Raw genomic sequence first — 392 nt, 5'->3', positions numbered from 1 at the left:
TTCTACCGCCCCACCCCCAGCAAAGGATGTCAACATGATCGAGAACGCTCCGAAGGATTTCAAACCGAAGGGCTTCTGGGAGCGCCCCGAGGGCGTTACCGGCCAGATTTTCGGCGTGGCCCTGATCGGGGGCGCGGGCTATCTGCTTTACCAGGCGCTGCCTTACATCATCACCTTGCTGCAGAACACGATCACCGCGATCGCGCTCGGCGTGGTCGCCGTCGTGCTCGGCTTCATCGTCACCGACAAGCGCTTCTGGCGCCTCGGCAAGTACATGTACATGAGCATGATGCGCAAGATCACCCAAGTGTTCGTCGAGATCGATCCGATCGGCATCATGAAGAACTATGTGGTCGAGCTGCAAGGCAAGCTCGAGAACATGAACAAGCGCA

General features: G+C 58.4%; 1 protein-coding gene. It reads left to right on the top strand.

All coding sequences use genetic code 11. The features are described 5' to 3' along the window. Positions 1-34: 34 nt before the first annotated feature. A partial coding sequence (locus D0817_RS26790; RefSeq protein WP_202866525.1) for a hypothetical protein occupies positions 35-392 on the top strand: 358 nt, incomplete at its 3' end.

Source organism: Flavobacterium cupreum (assembly GCF_003996965.1).
Taxonomy (GTDB): Bacteria; Bacteroidota; Bacteroidia; order Flavobacteriales; family Flavobacteriaceae; genus Flavobacterium; species Flavobacterium cupreum.
This window is presented reverse-complemented; position numbering and strand designations above follow the sequence as displayed.